Below are 16050 nucleotides of genomic sequence, written 5' to 3'. Positions count from 1 at the left end.
GTCGAGGATTAACCAATGACAAACGACATTGGCACAGTGATAATGCTTGGGAAGATGACAAACAGTGTGAGCAGAGCCATGTAAGCAGCGATGAAGGGCAATACACCTTTCACTGCGGTCGACATTGGTACTCTCGCTACACCACACACTACGTTTAGTACGGTGCCTACAGGAGGCGTAATCAAGCCAATTGAACAGTTAATAACGAACAGTAGGCCGAAGTACGTTGGGTCAATTCCAGCCATCTTGATGACAGGCATTAAAAGGGGTACAAGGATTAGAATCGTTGGGCTCAAGTCCATAACCATGCCGACACAAAGTACGAGCAACATAATTACTGCCATTAATAGGCGTGGGCTATCCACCAGTGGACCTAACATTTCTGCGAGTTGTTGAGGAAGCTGAGCAACAGTAATTAGCCACGCTGCAACCATTGCACAACCCACCAAGAACATAACCATTGCGGTCGAGCGACCAGCGTTCAGTACGATGTGATAGAACTTCTTAATCGAGAGCTCTTTGTACACAAACGTAGAGATGAAGATTGCGTAAGTTGCGGCTACTACAGCTGCTTCTGTTGGTGTAAAGATGCCGAAGCGAATACCAACAATGATGATGACTGGCAGCATTAAGGCCCATACACCATCTTTAAGTGCTGCGCGTTTTTCTGCTTTTGTCGCTTTTTCTGATGTCGCTAGGTTTTCTTTGCGAACTGTCCAGCGCCACACAAACATCAATGTCATACCCATTAACAGGCCAGGAACGATGCCGCCTAGAAATAGGTTTTTGATCGAGATACCGCCAGCAACACCTACAAGGATCAGAGGGATTGAAGGTGGAATAACGGGTGCGATGATACCGCCTGAAGCAAGTAAGCCCATTGAAGGTGCTTCTGGGTATTTCGCTGCTTTCATCATTGGGTAAAGAATACTGACCAAGGCTGCTGCATCTGCTACAGCTGAACCAGAAAGGCCAGCAAGCAGTACCGAAGTCATGATAGCAACGTAACCCAAGCCACCTTGACGGTGTCCCACGTACGTGGTTGCTAGGCGAACAATACGCTGTGACAAGCCTCCCGATGCCATTACTTCGCCCGCAATGAGGAAGAATGGAATGGCAAGCAGAGTGAAGCTGTCGACACCATTAATTAAAGACTGCGCAAGAATGTCGGCACTAAAAAAGTCCATATGAAGCATCAATGCCATTGAAGACAACAACAGTGCAAATGCGACAGGAAGACCAAGTAAGATTGAGACAATCAATACCGATAAGAAAATGGCTAACGTCATTATTCTTTCTCCTCTTCTAAGTTATCTAGCTGCCAGTCTGGTTTGAAGATTCGCACAAAGGCAATCACACCCATTAACAAGCCTGACACCACACCAGCTAAGTAAAATAATGCTGAAGGAAGCCCTGTAAGTTGAGAAATATCTGACCAGTTAGACATCATTTGACGGTATGAACCGACGTAAAGCATGCCTACTGAGATCAAGACGATTACCCAACAAATACGTCTTAGTACGGGTACTGCTTTTGGAAATAATCGTTCAGAAAATTCCGCAACCGCGAGGTGTTCACCTCGGCGCAGCACAACGGCGGCACCGAGCATGACAATCCATACAAGACCAAGGCGAGATAGTTCTACAGAGGGACGAAGACCAGAAGAAAAGCCGTAGCGTAAAACTACGTTTGTAAACACGAGAGCAATCATGCAAGACAGAATAACTGCCATGATGACATCGATACTTTTCCAAATACTCTTAAATACACTTTGCATAACGCTTTCCCTACCTTTGGCTAATTACAGAGACGTAATTTGTTCCCAAATTCCATCGTTAATTTCAATGCCGCCAGCTGCTTCGTGTTTCTTAATGAAGTTTTCAATTTCAGAACCAGCAATCATCACTGAACCCGTTTCTGCAGGCTCTGACTCAAGTACGTAATCGCGGATGCGCTTCATCTCTTGTGCGTAAGTGCTTTGATCCATTGTCTTGCTTAAGTCGATAGCGATAAGGAATTGAGATACACCAAACTCGCCACCCATATCTTCAGTTAGTGCTGGTACTGAGTGGCCGCCAGTGATTGCCGTTAGAATCATGTCTAGTACGATTGCCATTGATGAACCTTTCCAGAAACCCATTGGAAGTAGGCGTTTGTTTTCCCAAAGTACATGTGGGTCTTTAGTGAGTTCACCTTCGTTGTCAAAGCCACCAACAACAGGTAGTTCTTTGTCAGCAAGTACGAAGTTTTGTAGCTGGCCGTAAGAAAATTGGCTCATTGAACAGTCAACAACTACGGGTGGATCGCCCGCAACCGCCATGATGAGAGGGTTTGAACCAATACGGTGATCTTTACCACCCCAAGCAGGCATTACTGCGATTGAGTTTGTTGACGCAATTCCTGCAAAACCTTCACGTGCCATTTTCAATACGTAAGCACCGCCACGCATCCAGTGGTTTGAGTTACGCATACCGACCATGCCAATGCCGTAATCACGAGCCAATTCCATTGCACGTTCTGCACAGATAAGGCCGTTAAGAACGCCAGGGCCGTAGTTACAATCCCATTGCTCTAGAGCACCCATGCTGTTAACGCATTCAGGTTCAGCATTTAATTTGATTTGACCTTTATCTACTTGGTCAATGAACACTGGAAAACGGTTGATGCCATGCGAGTAAGTACCTTCGTTTGCCATCTCAACAAAACCAGCCGCAAGCTTGGTTGCCATTTCTGGTTTCATGTCGCGAGCCAAAAGGATTCGTTCGTATTCTTGTTGTAGTTTTTCAGTTGATACTAAAGGCATCTGTGTTCTCCGATAAGTTGAATTCCATAATACGGAATGAATTATTGCTGTTATTCCGAAAATATTCTGTGAGCAAAGTTACGAAATATTTCCTTATTAAGTTTTTCTCTAATAACTGTTAACTGGTTAAAAAGTGAAACAAAAAGACTGATAAATTCCGTAATGTGGAACAAATGGTGTGATCCATATTGGATTTCAATCAAATATCTGTGGTCAATTGATTGTTGTTTCGTGCCAACTTTGCAAAATGTGGAGATATTAAGGAACAGTAACTTTACGGAGCTCGCTTTTACCGTCGTCAAAACTAAAAGGGACGTCACAACAAATGGCAGCTTTGGGGCGCACTAATTAGGGAGCTTTTATACTATTTGGTGTGATTTCTCTTTTTTAAGCTCATTGGTAACACTTACGGATCAACCTCTATGAAAATTGTTATTGCACCAGACTCGTTTAAAGAATCTTTATCGGCTGTATCGGTGGCGGCGTGCATTGAAAAGGGCTTTCGTGAAATCTTCCCAGACGCTGACTATGTGACCTTACCTCTGGCCGATGGTGGCGAAGGTACGGTCGATGTATTGCTACAAGGTTTAGCCGGACAAAAGCGAACACATCAAGTTGAAGGGCCATTGGGTGAGTTGGTTAGTGCTGAATGGGCGATGTTAGAACCGTCTGCTCAGAACCCAAATCAAACGGCTTTGATTGAGATAGCTGCCGCGTCTGGTTTGGACTTGCTGACGCCAGATCAGCGCGATCCTTTGATTGCTTCTTCATTCGGCACAGGGCAGTTGATTTTGGAAGCGATAGAGCAGGGTGCTCAAACCATCATTCTTGGATTGGGTGGCAGTGCGACCAACGACGGTGGTGCAGGCATTGTTCAAGCTCTAGGTGGGCGCTTACTCGATAGGAATGGACAAGAGCTTGGCCGAGGTGGTGCTGCACTTGCAGAACTCGCATCAATAGATCTTACCGACCTAGATTCGCGCTACACAGATGTCGAATTGATTGTGGCGTGCGATGTTGATAATCCATTGTGTGGTGATAACGGCGCCAGCCATATATTCGGTCCACAAAAAGGGGCGACGCCTGAACAAGTCTTAATGCTTGATAAGGCGCTTGCGAATTTTGCTCAAGTTGCTGAATCGCAAGGTTGTGTTGGTGGTGAACCCGTACAAGAGCGTGCCGGTTATGGCGCAGCTGGTGGCACACCGATGGGGCTTGGTTTGCTGTTCAATATGCAGATCAAACCTGGTATCGAGATGGTACTGGATGTTTTACAAGCCGATGACGTGTTGAAAGGTTCCGACCTTGTGATCACTGGCGAAGGGCAAATGGACAACCAAACTCTGCAAGGAAAAACACCTTATGGCATTGCTAAACGTGCGAGCTTACAAGGTATTCCAACCATAGGAATTGCAGGATCTTTAGGTACTGAAGTCGAAGCCTTATATGGTGAAATGAGCAGCTTGTTTGGAACGGTACGTTCTCCTCAACCACTCAATCAGGTACTGCAATAGGCCGAAATGAATCTAACCAGAACGGCAAGAAATATAGCAGCGACGCTCAAGCTAGGAAGAAAGATACTTAGCTAATCAGTGCATCACATCGTTGTTTCTAAGTTGGCCGATTAATAGGTTTTATAGATTATAACGATAAATAGAAACGATTATATTTTATGCCATTAGAGGTCTATTCTATATCCATAGTATTTTAGGGGCTTTTGAAAGGAAGCCAGCATAAATATCAAGGTGCACTCACTATTGCTGCACCTTTGGACCTTAAGGAATAGATCATGAGTAAAAAACTAACTACGGCTGCGGGTTGTCCTGTTGCTCATAACCAGAATGTTCAAACTGCGGGTAAGCGCGGTCCTCAACTTCTTCAAGATGTTTGGTTTTTAGAAAAGATGGCGCATTTTGACCGCGAAGTCATTCCAGAGCGTCGTATGCACGCGAAAGGTTCAGGCGCTTACGGTACATTTACTGTTACGCACGACATTACCAAATACACCAAGGCAAAACTGTTTTCTGAAATAGGCAAAAAGACCGACCTGTTTGCACGTTTTACAACGGTGGCGGGTGAGCGTGGCGCTGCCGATGCTGAGCGTGATATCCGCGGCTTTGCATTGAAGTTTTATACTGAAGAAGGTAACTGGGACATGGTGGGTAACAACACGCCAGTATTCTTCCTTCGTGATCCTCTTAAGTTTCCAGATCTAAACCATGCGGTTAAGCGTGACCCGCGCACCAATATGCGCAGTGCGAAGAACAACTGGGATTTCTGGACTTCTTTACCTGAAGCGCTTCACCAAATTACCATCGTGATGAGTGACCGTGGTATTCCTGCTACTTACCGTCACATGCACGGTTTTGGTAGCCACACGTTCAGCTTTATTAACGCAGACAACGAGCGTTTCTGGGTGAAATTCCACTTCAAATCTCAGCAAGGTATTAAGAACTTGTCTGATGCAGAAGCGGCACAAGTGATCGGTGATGACCGTGAAAGTCATCAACGTGATCTGCTAGATAGCATTGATAACCAAGACTTCCCTAAATGGACACTGAAAGTACAAGTGATGCCAGAAGCGGACGCGGCGAAAGTGTCTTACAATCCGTTCGATCTTACTAAGATCTGGCCACATGCCGATTACCCATTGATTGAAGTGGGTGAGTTTGAATTGAACCGTAACCCGCAAAACTTCTTCGCAGAAGTTGAGCAGTCGGCATTCAACCCGGCGAACGTAGTTCCAGGTATCAGCTTCTCGCCAGACAAGATGCTGCAAGGTCGCTTGTTTGCTTACGGTGATGCACAGCGCTACCGTTTGGGTGTTAACCATCAGCATATCCCAGTGAACGCACCTCGTTGTCCTGTACACAGCTACCACCGTGATGGTGCGATGCGTGTCGATGGTAACTTTGGTAGCACACTTGGCTATGAGCCAAACAACGAAGGCCAATGGGCAGAGCAACCAGACTTTGCAGAACCAGCATTGAACTTAGATGGCGCAGCGGCACACTGGGATCATAGCGAAGATGAAGATTACTTCTCGCAACCGGGTGACCTGTTCCGTCTGATGACGCCAGAGAAACAAACGATTCTGTTTGATAACACAGCGCGTAACTTAGGTGGCGTGCCTAAAGAGATTCAACTGCGTCACTTAAGACACTGTTATAAAGCCGATCCAGCTTACGGTGAAGGCATTGGTAAACTGCTTGAAATCGACGTGAGTGAATTTAAGTCGTAATCAATAAGTTTGATTAGTTAAATGAAAGGCCGTTGAGTGAATCACTCAATGGTCTTTTTTGATCATGCTGTGTATTAGGTGAGCCATGTAAGTAGTACTAATTACTTGAAAATTAGCCCCATTTCTATTGATAGTTTTTACCTATCGAATTGATAAACACATCCCATTATCTTTATAAAATGGACGGGATTATCCTACAGCTATCAGTTTATAAAGTAATAGAGTTTGAGATGAGTAAAAGCGCATTAATCGTTGAAGGTGGGGCAATGAGAGGTATTTTTGCTGCCGGAGTTTTAGACGCCTTTATGCAAGACGATTTCCGTCCCTATGATTTTGCCATTGGCGTGTCTGCGGGTGTGTCCAATCTGGTTGGCTATTTATCTCAAGCGCCTAAACGCAGCTATAATGTAATCACCACTATGGCGACCGACAAGACGTTCTTTAACCCTGCTCGCTTTGCTAAAGGTGGCAATTTGGTCGACGTTAAGTGGTTGTGGGATGAATCTAACCAACGTTATCCGCTTGATTGCGGTGAGCTGTTCTCAAGTGTTCCTTTAATTGCTGCTGTAACTAACGTCGATACTGGCAGTGCAGACTACTATCATATCAAGCCTGAAAACCTTTCTAACGTGGTTGAAGCAACAACGGCTCTACCTATCGCTTACCGAGAAATGCCGTGCTTTTCTGGTGGTTGTTATACCGATGGTGGCGTAGCCGATTCAATTCCGGTTCGTGAAGCCTATCGTCGCGGCGCACGAGACATTACCGTGATTCTTTCTCATCCTTTGAGTTACCGAATGAAGCCTCAAAAGCACCAATGGATGCTGAAAAAACTATTAAAGAAATTCCCTCACATTGCAGAATCAATGGCAGTGCGTGCTGAAAACTACAACCAATCTTTGGAGTTCATTCGTAATCCACCAAAAGATGCGACCATCAAGGTGATTGCGCCACCTGAAGCATTCGCGGTGAAGCGTTTAACTATGGATCAATCAACGCTTGATGCCGGTTATGAGATGGGGGTTAAAGCAGGGGAAGAGCACCTTGCTATTCGAAAAGGCATTTATGGTTTAGACACCGAAGATTGTCACTTCTGCGTCTAAGAACTATTTTTGAATACTAGATAAACGAAAAAGCCACGCTGTTCACTTCAGAATAGCGTGGCTTTGTATTTGTAGATCTCGTTTGTTTTTAACTCAGTCTGCTATTAACTCAATCTTCTATTAAACGAGTTCATTGCCGCTGGTGTTGCCTGTAAAGAAGGCATCGACGCTGGTTAGCGTTGTATTAGCAATGTTGAACAGAGCATCTTTAGTTAAGAAGGCTTGGTGACCGGTGAACAACACGTTGTGACAAGCGGATAGGCGACGGAATACGTCATCCACAATCACATCGTTAGATTTGTCTTGGAAGAACAGTTCTTTCTCGTTGTCGTAAACATCAAGGCCAAGCGCGCCAATCTTGCTTTGCTTCAGCGCTTCAATGGCTGCAGTTGAATCAAGCAGTTCACCACGACTGGTGTTCACGATCATTACGCCATCTTTCATTTTGCCAAATGCCGTTGCATCCAACAGATGATAGTTCTCTTTGCTCATTGGGCAGTGCAGAGAAATCACGTCTGACTCTTGGTAAAGCTCGTCGAGTTCTACGTATGTAGCGCCCAGTTCTTTTGCCAATGGGTTCGGGTACGGGTCGTAGCACAAGATATTCATGCCTAAACCTTTCAAAATACGCATCGTTGCTAGACCAATTTTGCCAGAGCCGATCACACCGACAGTTTTACCGTGGAAGTTAAAGCCCACCAAGCCCTCAAGAGAGAAGTTTGCGTCACGAGTACGTTGGTACGCTTTGTGTAGTTTACGGTTCAAACACATCATCATACCGACCGTGTGCTCTGCTACTGATTCTGGAGAATAAGCAGGGACACGGACGACTTGCAGACTAAACTCTTTGGCTGCGTCTAAGTCGACTTTATCAAAGCCCGCACAGCGCATCGCAATCAGCTTAGTGCCGCCTTTTGCTAGAATCTCTAGCACATCTCGCGATAGGTCATCGTTTACAAACGCACAAACGACTTCGTTGTCGTGCGCCATTTTTGCTGTTGTTGTAGTGAGTCGAAAATCGTGAAAATGAAACTCAGCGTTGAGTTCGCCTTTTGCAAGTTCGAATGATTTTTCGTCGTATGACTTTGAGCTAAAAAAAGCAATGTTGAGCATAGCTTCCTCTCTTACCTAAAATGTGAAGATCCAAAATTTTATTATCTAAAACCGGGTTCAAACTAATAACTCTGTTCAGTGTGCTAGAGTTTTTTTGTCTTGTCTATCACCATTAGCCATTGTAATTATTATGGTTAATTGGGTTTGTTCTTCGTTTTTTAAACATTGAAAATCGCATTACGAAGTAGCTAGCTCATAAGTTCATTCATATTGAATCGATCTTACTTTCGAGTATTAAACATTTTCTTGGTCTCTTTTTCTGACCAGAAGTTGATATTGAATTGAGCATCGTCACTAAGTTCGATACGGTGCCAATATTGCGGAGGGCTTGTCGCAAATTGCCCGGCATTGATGACAACGGTGACTTCTGGTTCTGTCGCATCTGCGTCTGCAAAACCGTGGTAGGTAACCGTACCTTCCATAACACATAATTGACCGAATACACCCTCTGCGGTGTTGTGGTGACTGATTAACGCGGCAGGCACGTTGTCTTTAGTGAAGAATGGTGTTGAACGTTGAATCTTCCAATGTGAAGGAATGCGTAAATGACTCATATAAAACCTCTTATCTGCCTGTATTTTGAATACAAGCTTTAGCTTTGATTGAATTGGTGACCGTGATTACCAGTAGTTTTCACTGCTGAATTGGCCGGGCTTTCGGCGTAAGTGCTTCTCGAAACCTAAGCTGGTTAGTGCTTCACTTGTGTCGCGAACCATTTGCGGATTGCCACAAAGGTAGAAAAAACTGCGGGTTTGATTGAAAGCGACAGATGTGGTTTGCTCAAGGTCGCCTCCAAGTAACAAGCTTGGGATTCGTCCGCGCAAAGTTCCGGTGACTGATTCTCTAGAAATAATTGGCACATATTGTAGTTTCCCTTGGAAGTGATTAACGAGTTGAGCGATACGGTCTCGATAAGTCAGGTCTTGTTCTGTTCTTACGGCATGAACTAGTACAAGGTTTTTGAATGACATTACTCTTTCGACATCTGAGCCATTTTGCTGCTGTATCTGCATGCTTTCGAGCATTGAGATAAAAGGCCCAACGGCAGTCCCGGTTGAAAGCATCCATAGATCGTCGGCGATCTCTGGGATCTCATCTAAGGTCATAAAGCCGCTTGGGTCTTTGCCGACAAAGATGTCATCGCCTACCTTCAACTCATGAAGTTGAGGTGAAAGCTGACCGTTCTGATCCTTAATAATCAAAAACTCCAGATGTTGGTGACCTTGTTCGTGCTCTGGCGCGTTCACCATTGAATAGGCTCGCCTTACGAACTCATCCTCTCTGTTAAGCAAGCCAAGTTTCGTGAATTGACCTGCCTGATAGGGAGAGACGGGAGCACTGACTTGCAGCGAGAACAGTTGATCTGTCCATTGTGTTTTATGTAAGACTTTGCCAGCTACCAAACCATGAGGAATATCTGTCATATCATCACCTTTACTTAGAGAAGTTATCTCATTAAGGATACTCAACTATTTACACTTTGGAGTTGCATGTACCATGCCAATAATGAGAATGCTTATCAATACTGAATTGTTGAGAGGGATTGCTTTTAATAGAGTCAAAAATACACACTTATAATTGAGTCTTAATGACTACCTATGGTCTTTTTTGTTCTTATTGGAAGTTGGATCTTGGTGGCTTTGCTATGGCTAATTTTGAATTGAGCTTGATCAATCTCAATGAGTGGTTTGACCCATTGAACAATGCCACTAATAACTGAAGAGAATAATTTACAGATGAGTATAATGGCGGCTTTCGATCTCAATATAGCCGTGTTTTATGCTTGATAATCTTCGTATGGCCTTGAATGTGTTGTTCGTGACCATTAATACTGCAATGACTGCGTTTACCGTAAGCTTCTTTGGCCTCATCAAACTGATTCTTCCAATCTCTGTTGTGCAGAAGTCATGTACTCGTCTCGCTAACTTCACATTTTGGTGTTGGGCTTCGCTCAATCTTTGGATGCTGAATGTTAATAATGATATCGAATGGCAAGTCGAAGGAGGGGAGGACATCTCGACCAAGCAGTGGTACTTGATGATGTCTAACCACCTGAGCTGGGCGGATATTGTGATTTTGTCGTCAGTCTTGAAAGACAAGATGCCAATGACCAAGTTTTTCCTCAAGCATGAATTGCTGTACGTTCCTTTTGTCGGCCTGGCATGTTGGGGCTTGGATATGCCTTTCATGAGACGTCACTCACGTGAGTTTTTGATTCGTAACCCTGAGCGTCGCAATGATGACTTTGATGCAATCAACAAAGCGTGTACTAAATTCAAACTAGCACCGACAACACTGGTGAATTTTGTCGAAGGAACGCGCGCAAACCTCGACAAACTGGCGACAGCGAAAACACCATATCGACACCTATTGAAGCCGAAAACTGGTGGTGTGGCGTTTGCCTTATCGGCAATGGGCCCAATCTTGGATGGTATTGTGGATGTCACTTTGGCTTACCCTGAAAACAAAAGCTCTCCGTTTGAAGACATGCTGAAAGGTAAAATGAAGAAGGTGGTCGTGCGTATTAAATTGCATCCGATGGACGAAAACGTCAACGGTAACTACTTTGAAGACAAAGCGTTTAAGCGTCGTTTCCACAGTTGGCTGAATAACACCTGGAAAGAGAAAGACGACTATCTTGATACTGTATATGGGGTTGATACGCTCTATGAGGTTGAAACGATTGATAAGCCTGATGCGGTTCATAAAACACAAGAACAGTAATATCAAACCAAATCGATAGCATCAAAAAAGCCGTTAGTTCAATGAACTAGCGGCTTTTTTATTGAATATTCTTTGTGATTTTAAATCGTGAAGTTAGTGCTCACTATAATCTGGTCGCTTTACAGGCAAAGTTAGATGAAGCATCAGTGAGTGCTAAATTGCTTGGTAAGCATCAATGATGTGCTTTACTTCGCTAGCCTTACCTTGCTTCTCTTGTCCTTGATGAATGCGCAAGTAGTGCTGCAATGTTTTAGCTTTGTATTGCAGTGATACTTGTTTCTGTTGTTCACAGCTCGGAGTCCAGATCTTATCGCCAACATTTGAAACCTCAGTCAGCAACGAGCTTGTTTCGTTTTCATGTCGATTGTTTCTAACCAATAGAATCTCGTAGTAACGACGGTTCTCTTCAATCAACACTTCATTGATAAGGCCAAATTTGAGTGATTTTAAATGGCTTCTCAGTTCGAACTGTTGATGTACTGGGCACAGTAAGAAATCGATCGCTTTGTCTGGATGTTGACGATGAATATCATCGACTAACTTTTGAGTTAGGTCGCCTCCTACACCCGCAATAATAACGAGATGTCGGCCCGCGTGCTTATCCAGTGGGATGGCTGCGACATCTAAGCAATAGACTTTCCACTGACTCTGCTCATGTTGCTCAACGTTGTTATCTTGAGGAAAGTAACGGGTTAGCTTGCGTTCAAGTTCGTTCATCAACGAAGGGACAATATCGACAAAGTGAATCTGAGGTGCTTTGTGATCCGACAACAGTTGAACACCCAAGAAGCCATGATCACAGCAACAATCCCAAATGTGTTGGTAATCATTGCTGACAAGAGAATGGAGTGTTTGCAGTCGGTTACTTAGCTTCATAAAGTTGGTGTCGTTATAAATGGGATGTTTTTGTGGTGAAGGCGCATTGTAATGACTTTCTATAAAAACAAAAGCACCTAGAAATTAACCCCTAGGTGCTTGAGAATTCGTTGCTTAAGAAAAGGCGTGACTCAAAGGCTATTTAAGATGCTTTCGCGACTGCTCTTATATGACCTTCCACTCTATTCCTTCCGAGCTGTTGGGCGATAAGTTTGGCCTGTTCCGCCAGAGCTAACGCTGAATCTCTTTCGCCTTCTAATTGTGAGAACCCGACACTGACACTTAACGATAGCGTGATGTTTGGCGTAGTAATCGTCTTCTCTGCAATTCTCACTCGACATTGATCCAACTGGAATTTGGCATCCTTAGCATCATTCGCTTTGAATAAGATTGCGAACTCCTTCCCACCAATTCGAGCAAGACACAGACCTTTCGGTTTAGGGAAGTAGGAACGTATGGTTTCTGCGGTGAGTTTTATCATCTTATCGCCAATCGCTTCACCGTAGGCGCGGTTTACGTGGTCAAAGTTATCGATATCAAGCAAAGCAACATAGGTCTCTGGCTCACTTGCGTAGTTTTCCAGAGCGATATTGAAACAGCTTTTGTTATCTAGCTGCGTCATCAGGTCTTTGCTGCTCAATTGGCGATGAAGCAACAAGTTAGATAAAGAGACTTCGGTGTAATCTCTGATCATGCGCAGAATGCTCTGGCTGATCGGCAAACTCGCATTCACATAGAGAACCGCAATTAACTGTTTGCGAGAGTGTAATGGTATGCAGTAATGACGTTGATGGATTTTTAGTTTGCATGCCAACGGATCGGCGTATTTCCCGTTTCGATAAACCATGGTGTCGGGTGGAAAGCGCTCCGCAAGGGCTTTATCGCAATGTACCGTTGATTTGTTCCCGTGATAATCAATGGTACTAAACGAATGGCTTTCTGGTTGATAGAGGCAAAACTGAATGCCTTTATGATACGTAAAGCTATCCAATATTGATTTTAACTCTCGCTTAAAGCTGGCGAGGTCATCGACTTTATTGAGTCGTGATAACAACACGTTTAAGCGGTAAGCCAGATAGTTTGCCCCAATCCACGATAGAAGCAATGAGCCCAGCACCACGCCCGTTAACGTGAATTGATGTGAACTGGTTAATATATCGTGGCGATCAGTCCCAGCGATGAAAACCCAGTTTAAACTGTTGTCAGCGTCGAAAACCGATATCTTAAAGTTATCTTGATAATAGTATTCGTGCAGGCCGCCAGTTTCACCTTCTGAGAGTTGCTTGCTGATACCTGCATGATAACTAATGGATTTGGAGCCAATACGTTTTGGGTCAGGGTGGAAGACCAACCTTTCAGTTGCTCGATCGACAACAAAAACGTAACCATTGTTGAGTGTTTTAAGATCTCTTAGGCCTTGCGTGGTATGCAATAGGTCAAACTCAATCCATATTTCTTCATTCAATCTTTCTGCTGTGTGTTTAACCGCAAACACCCAACGCCCATCAGGTTTTTGATAAACGGAAGATATGTAGAAATCCTCAACAACGTTGTCTATTGAGTGCCACTGTATTGAGGCGATTTGTTCGTTCGAAAGGGGAAGGCCTCGGGTAGAAATATAGTTATGAGATTGAGGCTGGTATCGGATGATATCAGAGAATTTCGGTGTTCTTTTTAGGATGTTATCGCTGAGCTCACGAAATTTTTTGTCATCAAAACTGGAGTTCTTAGGTGAGCCCAAGCTGGTCTCTAGGAAGTAAAGCTTGCCGAACACGGCTTCGATGTTTGAACGAATTGTTGAGCTAGCAATTCGAATGTTTGACGATGATTGGTGGGTTGCTGTTGTTTCTACTTTTTCAAGTTGAGCCACAGCAAGATAGAGCATCCCTCCAGTTAATAAAATAATGTATGGTTTAAAAAGCCGAATTAATGTTTTAGGTAAAGCCATGATATCCAAAGACGTTATAGATTCATTTTTATAGTACGGCCATACTAAACAGTTTTCGTAATCACATCAATGCAAATGATTCTATATAAATGAATGACTTTTGTGATATTCGGCTAACAAAAAAGCCAGTCATAAACATAACTGGCTCCTATGGTTTCTGGTGGTTTATTAAGCTGGCTTAGCTTTTAACTTAAATCAAATCAGTCTTGTCTGGCGAATAGTGCAGAATCGCCATTGAAGCTGGAGATAACAGCATTTCACCTTCAGCATGACCTGGTTTTACATTTCTTAGGTTAGTATCGCAGATAGTCACCCAGTTTTGCTCACGGTCACTAGGTAAAGAAAAACGCGCAGGTGCGTTGGTTTGGTTGATCAGAGAGATCAACTCGTCACCATCTTTACCAATACCTAAATGCAACGCAACCGAGCTTAAACGGTTCCAATCATCATGCTCCATGAGAGTGCCATCGACACGGCTCCAGAAGATGCGATTAGAGTTGCGCTTTTCTCCACTGAACGCCTTAATAAAAGGCACCATGTATTGCTGACGTGCGGAGATCATTTCAGACAACCAAGTCTTGAAATAAGTCTTACGCTCTGAATCTTCCCAGTTAATCCAGCTGGTTATACCGTCTTGACAGTAGGCGTTGTTGTTACCCTTTTGAGTATGAGACAAAACATCGGCTGTCAGAATATGTGGGATACCAAACGCAAACAGCAGGCTTGCCATAAAGTTACGCTTCTGCTTTTCACGAGTAGCAACGACTAGCAGGTTTTCGGTTTCTCCCTCAACACCGTAGTTATCTGAGCGATTATCACCGTGCCCATCTCGGTTGTTTTCGCCATTCTCTTCATTGTGCTTATTCTTGTAAGACACAAGATCTTGCATGGTGAAGCCATCATGGTAAGTAATGTAGTTCACGGTAAGTTTGTATGGCCAGTGAGCTGCACTGTAGATATCGCGAGAGCCCATCAAACGAGTCGCAAACTCTTTTAGATAGCCTTGATCACCGCGCCAGAAGCTACGTGTGATATCGCGTAGTTTGTCGTTACATTCATTCCAACCCAGTGGGAAGTTACCCACCTGGTAACCGTTAGGGCCTATATCCCACGGTTCTGCAATTAACTTGGTCTCTTTGAGCACTGGATCTTGAGCAACGGCTTTGAAGAATGCAGCCTCAGGGTTGTAATTGTCACCTTCGCGCCCCAATGTTGCAGCCAAATCAAAACGAAAGCCGTCGACTTGGAATTCACTTACCCAGTAACGGAGCGTATCCATGACTAAGTTCAAGGCTGGTTGGTGGGTTAGGTCGACTGTATTACCGCAACCAGTAAAGTTCGCATAATGACAACCATGTTTAATGTAGTAGCGACTATCCAGTGCTTTTAGGTTGAAGGTAGTTCCACCTTCACCGCCTTCTGCTGTGTGGTTGTACACGACGTCTAGAATGACCTCGATGCCATTACGGTGCAGTTCGCGAATCGCAGTTTTGAGCTCATTCACGGCGTCCTTTTCGGCGTAGCGTGGGTCAGGCACCATGAATAAGTATGGGTTGTAACCCCAATAGTTCACTTTCCCCATATCTAGTAGGTGAGGCTCATGCATGCACGCAGCAATAGGTAAAAGTTGTAGAGAGTTGATATTTTGCTGTTTGTAGAACGCGAGCATTTCAGGGCTAACTAACCCTAAGTAACGGCCTTTAGTATGGGGCGCGACTTCAGGGTGAAGCTTAGATAGGCCTTTTACATGGGTTTCGAAAAGAACGGTCTCTTCTCGGCTAATACGCGGCTTGTCTACATCTTGCCAGTCGAAAGTGTCATCAATAACAACACATTTCGCCATCGAAAAGCTTTTTTCATTGGTATACGGCGTGACGTAATCGAGCGGTTCGCTGATTGCTTTAGCGTAAGGGTCTGAAAGTAGGATTGGACCATTTTCAGTTTCAGCAATGAAGCCGTATTTTTGTCCTGCTTTTATACCGTCGATAAACACATATCTGATATCAGCGTATTCATTTTCCAACTTATAAGTGGTGAACTCATCGTTCTCGTCAAAGAGTGCGAGGGAAAGTGATTTACAGTCAGGAGAAAAAATTGAGAAGTTGCAGCCAGTGTTACCTAGCGTTGCGCCTAGCGGATAAGGGCGAGCGAGCGTTCTAGTCATTGCTTGATTTCTTGTTCGTTTATCGACATCAGTGAACTATAAGTAAAAAGCTTTGTCACAGTAAGGTCAAGCAACTTC

12 protein-coding genes and 1 pseudogene are annotated in these 16050 nt (G+C 44.1%); 4 read left to right on the top strand and 9 right to left on the bottom strand.

Annotation, left to right across the window (positions count from 1 at the left end):
* Positions 1-8: 8 nt before the first annotated feature.
* From AC3CHU_RS17535 to yiaK, 3 genes are read right to left on the bottom strand one after another with little or no spacing between them, the layout of a single operon-like run.
* Entirely contained in the window at positions 9-1289 is a 1281-nt protein-coding gene (locus AC3CHU_RS17535) for a TRAP transporter large permease subunit (RefSeq protein ID WP_017108910.1), read from the bottom strand.
* Positions 1289-1777: a TRAP transporter small permease gene (locus AC3CHU_RS17530; RefSeq protein ID WP_114634598.1), complete on the bottom strand. Its 489-nt coding sequence runs from the start codon at positions 1775-1777 to the stop codon at positions 1289-1291. Before AC3CHU_RS17530 ends, AC3CHU_RS17535 begins: the two co-directional genes overlap by 1 nt.
* A gap of 24 nt (positions 1778-1801) precedes the next feature.
* Entirely contained in the window at positions 1802-2803 is a 1002-nt protein-coding gene (yiaK, locus tag AC3CHU_RS17525; RefSeq protein ID WP_488526051.1) for a 3-dehydro-L-gulonate 2-dehydrogenase, read from the bottom strand.
* 422 nt (positions 2804-3225) lie between these two features.
* Between yiaK and AC3CHU_RS17520 the strand changes: the two are divergent.
* From AC3CHU_RS17520 to AC3CHU_RS17510, 3 genes and pseudogenes are all read left to right on the top strand, one after another.
* Positions 3226-4392 (top strand): annotated as a pseudogene (locus tag AC3CHU_RS17520) (glycerate kinase).
* Positions 4393-4592: 200 nt separating this feature from the next.
* Positions 4593-6044, top strand: coding sequence for a catalase KatE2 (gene katE2 / locus AC3CHU_RS17515; RefSeq protein WP_488526050.1), 1452 nt, complete (start codon positions 4593-4595; stop codon positions 6042-6044).
* A 230-nt stretch (positions 6045-6274) separates the two neighbouring features.
* Entirely contained in the window at positions 6275-7147 is an 873-nt protein-coding gene (locus AC3CHU_RS17510) for a patatin-like phospholipase family protein (protein ID WP_488526049.1), read from the top strand.
* A gap of 120 nt (positions 7148-7267) precedes the next feature.
* On the opposite strand, the gene AC3CHU_RS17505 is transcribed toward AC3CHU_RS17510, so the two are convergent.
* The 3 genes from AC3CHU_RS17505 to AC3CHU_RS17495 form a co-directional block, all read right to left on the bottom strand.
* On the bottom strand, positions 7268-8260 hold the full coding sequence (locus AC3CHU_RS17505) for a 2-hydroxyacid dehydrogenase (protein ID WP_488526048.1): 993 nt from the start codon (positions 8258-8260) through the stop codon (positions 7268-7270).
* 221 nt (positions 8261-8481) lie between these two features.
* Positions 8482-8814: a TehB family protein gene (locus AC3CHU_RS17500; RefSeq protein ID WP_017072581.1), complete on the bottom strand. Its 333-nt coding sequence runs from the start codon at positions 8812-8814 to the stop codon at positions 8482-8484.
* 66 nt (positions 8815-8880) lie between these two features.
* Positions 8881-9684, bottom strand: a complete 804-nt coding sequence (locus AC3CHU_RS17495; RefSeq protein ID WP_065206681.1) for a ferredoxin--NADP reductase — start codon at positions 9682-9684, stop codon at positions 8881-8883.
* A gap of 355 nt (positions 9685-10039) precedes the next feature.
* Between AC3CHU_RS17495 and yihG the strand changes: the two genes are divergently transcribed.
* On the top strand, positions 10040-10984 hold the full coding sequence (gene yihG / locus AC3CHU_RS17490; RefSeq protein WP_017072579.1) for a 1-acylglycerol-3-phosphate O-acyltransferase, YihG family: 945 nt from the start codon (positions 10040-10042) through the stop codon (positions 10982-10984).
* Positions 10985-11137: 153 nt separating this feature from the next.
* Here the strand turns inward: yihG and AC3CHU_RS17485 are convergent, their stop codons facing one another.
* The 3 genes from AC3CHU_RS17485 to glgX all read right to left on the bottom strand — a co-directional run bounded on the left by AC3CHU_RS17485 (position 11138) and on the right by glgX (position 15972).
* Positions 11138-11860 (bottom strand): tRNA (adenine(22)-N(1))-methyltransferase, encoded by a 723-nt coding sequence (locus AC3CHU_RS17485; protein ID WP_488526047.1) that lies wholly within the window; start codon positions 11858-11860, stop codon positions 11138-11140.
* Between the two features lie 142 nt (positions 11861-12002).
* A complete protein-coding gene (locus AC3CHU_RS17480; RefSeq protein WP_488526046.1) occupies positions 12003-13745 on the bottom strand; it encodes a sensor domain-containing diguanylate cyclase in 1743 nt (580 codons plus the stop codon).
* A 253-nt stretch (positions 13746-13998) separates the two neighbouring features.
* Positions 13999-15972: a glycogen debranching protein GlgX gene (gene glgX, locus AC3CHU_RS17475; protein WP_488526045.1), complete on the bottom strand. Its 1974-nt coding sequence runs from the start codon at positions 15970-15972 to the stop codon at positions 13999-14001.
* Positions 15973-16050 lie beyond the last annotated feature (78 nt).

The organism is Vibrio sp. QJM3NY_39, assembly GCF_057785895.1.
This window is presented reverse-complemented; position numbering and strand designations above follow the sequence as displayed.